This window comes from Hydrogenophaga sp. 70-12 (assembly GCF_001897365.1).
GTDB lineage: Bacteria > Pseudomonadota > Gammaproteobacteria > Burkholderiales > Burkholderiaceae_C > Hydrogenophaga > Hydrogenophaga borbori.
Genome location: NZ_MKSS01000113.1, coordinates 1 through 2950 on the forward strand (window position 1 = coordinate 1; position 2950 = coordinate 2950).

The 2950-nt window shown below is 70.5% G+C and carries 4 protein-coding genes; all 4 read left to right on the plus strand.

The features are described 5' to 3' along the window. Positions 1 to 641: monofunctional biosynthetic peptidoglycan transglycosylase (gene mtgA / locus BGO22_RS07190; RefSeq protein ID WP_286849791.1), on the plus strand; the 641-nt coding region annotated here is incomplete at its 5' end. Between the two features lies 1 nt (position 642). Continuing rightward, positions 643 to 1260: a lysophospholipid acyltransferase family protein gene (locus BGO22_RS07195; RefSeq protein WP_070399075.1), complete on the plus strand. Its 618-nt coding sequence runs from the start codon at positions 643 to 645 to the stop codon at positions 1258 to 1260. Next, positions 1260 to 2246, plus strand: coding sequence for a phosphatidate cytidylyltransferase (locus tag BGO22_RS07200; RefSeq protein ID WP_070399076.1), 987 nt, complete (start codon positions 1260 to 1262; stop codon positions 2244 to 2246). Before BGO22_RS07195 ends, BGO22_RS07200 begins: the two co-directional genes overlap by 1 nt. A 19-nt stretch (positions 2247 to 2265) precedes the next feature. Then, positions 2266 to 2814 carry a crossover junction endodeoxyribonuclease RuvC gene (ruvC, locus tag BGO22_RS07205; RefSeq protein ID WP_070399077.1) on the plus strand — a complete coding sequence of 183 codons (549 nt, stop codon included), beginning with the start codon at positions 2266 to 2268 and terminating at the stop codon, positions 2812 to 2814. Positions 2815 to 2950 lie beyond the last annotated feature (136 nt).

Genomic DNA, 2950 nt, shown 5'->3' on the forward strand with positions numbered 1-2950 from the left:
GCACCGCCTTCCAGCGCTCCGAGGCCTGGCGCGTGGCCACCGCCAGCGCGCGCGGCGAGACCCAGTGGCGCTGGCGCCAGCGCTGGGTCGACGGCGAGCGGATCAGCCCGAACCTGTGGCGCGCCGTGGTGGCCTCCGAGGACGCCGGCTTCTTCGACCACGGCGGCGTGGACTGGACCGCCATCGAAAAGGCCTGGCAGAAAAACGAGCGCCGCCAGGAGCAGGCCGAGCGCCGCGCCGCGCAGAACCCCAACCGCCCCGTGCGCGAGGCCAAGGTGGTGGGCGGCTCCACCATCACCCAGCAGCTCGCCAAGAACCTGCTGCTGTCGGGCGAGCGCACGCTGTTGCGCAAAGGCCAGGAGCTGGTGCTCTCCCTGATGCTCGAACTGCTGCTGGACAAGCGCCGCATCCTCGAGATTTACCTGAACAGCGTGGAATGGGGCGAAGGCGTGTTCGGCGCCGAGGCCGCCGCGCAGCGCTACTTCAACAAGCCGGCCGCGCGCCTCAGCGCCTACGAGGCCGCGCGCCTGGCGGTGATGCTGCCTTCGCCGCGCTTCTTCGAGACGCGCCAGGGCTCGGCCTACCTGGCGCGCCGCACCGCCACCATCGTCGCCCGCATGGGCGACGTCAAACTGCCCTGACATGCGCCTCGCCGCCTCCGCCGTCGGCTACCTCCTGCTGGGCCTGGTGCGCCTGCTCACCGGCGCGCAGGCGCGCTGGTACGGCGCGCCGCCCAAGGCCGAGCAGCGCATCTACTTCGCCAACCACCAAAGCCACGCCGACCTGGTGCTGATCTGGGCCGCGCTGCCCAAGGAACTGCGCGGCATCACGCGGCCCATCGCCGCCAAGGACTACTGGACCGCCTCGCCGCTCAAGCGCTGGATCACCACCGAAGTGTTCAACGCCGTCTACGTGGAACGCGAACGAAAGGGCGACGAGGACCCGCTGGCGCCGCTGATCGCCGCCCTGGAGAGCGGCGACTCGCTCATCCTCTTCCCCGAGGGCACGCGCGGTTTCGAGGAAGACCCGCAGCCCTTCAAGAGCGGCCTGTACAACCTGGCCATGAAGTTCCCCGAGGTGGTGCTCGTGCCCACCTGGATCCACAACGTGCAGCGCGTGATGCCCAAGGGCGAGGTGGTGCCCGTGCCCGTGCTGTGCACCGTGACCTTCGGCGAACCCGTGAAGCCCGGCGCCGACGAGCCGCGCGCCGACTTCCTGGCGCGCGCGCGCCTCGCCGTCATGGCGCTGAGGGACGTCTGATGACCGGCTTCCTGCGCGGCCTTACCTCCGACCAGCAGGTCGGTCTGCTGTTCCTCGTGGTGTTCGGCCTGCTGGCCCTGGCCACCGTCGCGGGGGTGCTGCTCTCGCTGCGCGAGCGCCGCGCGCATGGCGACGACCCCGCGCTGGCCCGCCGCCGCCACGACAACGCCGACCTGCTGCGCATCTCCTGGCTGATGGCCGTGGTGTTCTGGATCGGCTGGGTGATGGGCCGCGGTCCGTCCATCGCCCTGTTCGGCGTGCTCTCCTTCTTCGCCCTGCGCGAGTTCATCAGCCTGTCGCCCACGCGGCGCGGCGACCACCGCAGCCTGGTGCTGGCCTTCTTCGTGGTGCTGCCGGCCCAGTACGCGCTGGTGTGGAACGCGCAATTCAACCTGTTCACGGTCTTCATCCCTGTGTACGTATTCCTGGCCCTGCCGGTGGTGAGCGCGCTGCGCGGCGACCCGCAGCGCTTCCTGGAGCGAAGCGCCAAACTCCAGTGGGGCATCATGGTCTGCGTCTACGGCCTCAGCCACGTGCCCGCGCTGATGCTGTTGCAGTTTCCGCGCTGGCTGGGCAACAACGCCTTCCTAGTCTTCTTCCTGGTGCTGGTGGTGCAAACCTGCATGCTGGTGCAGCACCTCGCCGCGCGCGGCCGCCAGCGCCCGGTGGCGCCGGCCATCAGCGCCAGCTTCCACTGGGCCAGCTGGGGCTGGGGCCTACTGGCCGGCGGCCTGCTGGGCGCGCTGCTGGCGGGCTTCACGCCCTTCAAGCCCCTGCCGGCCTTGGCCATGGCCCTGGTGGCCTGCGTCGCGGGCTCGCTGGGCCACCTGGTGATGAAGGCCATCAAGCGCGACCGTGGCGTGACGAACTGGGGCGGCGAGCGCCGCTCGGTCACCGGCGCGGCCGGCCTGCTCGACCGCGTCGACGCGCTGTGCTTCGCGGCGCCGGTGTTCTTCCATTCGGTCCGCTGGACCTTCGGGCTGTGAGCCCGCGCCACGACCGCCCATGAGAATCCTCGGCATCGACCCCGGCCTGCAGTGCACCGGCTTCGGCGTCATCGACACTGAAGGCCCGCGCCTGGCCTACGTGGCCAGCGGCACCATCCAGACCAGCCCGAAGGATGGCGCCCTGCTGCCCGAGCGGCTGAAGGTGCTGTTCGACGGCATCACCGAGGTGACCCGCCGCTACCAGCCCGAGGTGGCGGTGTGCGAAATCGTGTTCGTCAACGTGAACCCGCAGGCCACGCTGCTGCTGGGCCAGGCGCGCGGCGCCTGCCTCACCGCCCTGGTGGCCAATGGCCTGGGCGTGGCCGAATACACCGCGCTGCAGCTCAAGAAGGCCGTGGCCGGCCATGGCCGCGCCACCAAGGAGCAGATGCAGGAAATGGTGAAACGCCTGCTGCAGCTGCCCGGTCTGCCCGGCAAGGACGCGGCGGACGCCCTGGGCCTGGCGATCACGCACGCCCAGGTGGCGCGCACCCAGGCCGCCATCGAACGCGTGGCGCCGCTGCGCGCGCGCACGCACGCGGCGTACAAGGGTGGGCGCAACTACTAGCCGCGGGCCTTGAGGCGATCAAGGCGATCGGTCAGTACCGCGTCTCCAGAAAATCGCCGCCCGGCATGTCGAACCGGGAGATGCCGCCACCGGGTCGCTCGATGTCCCAGCCGAACAACACCCCATCGGGCTTGAG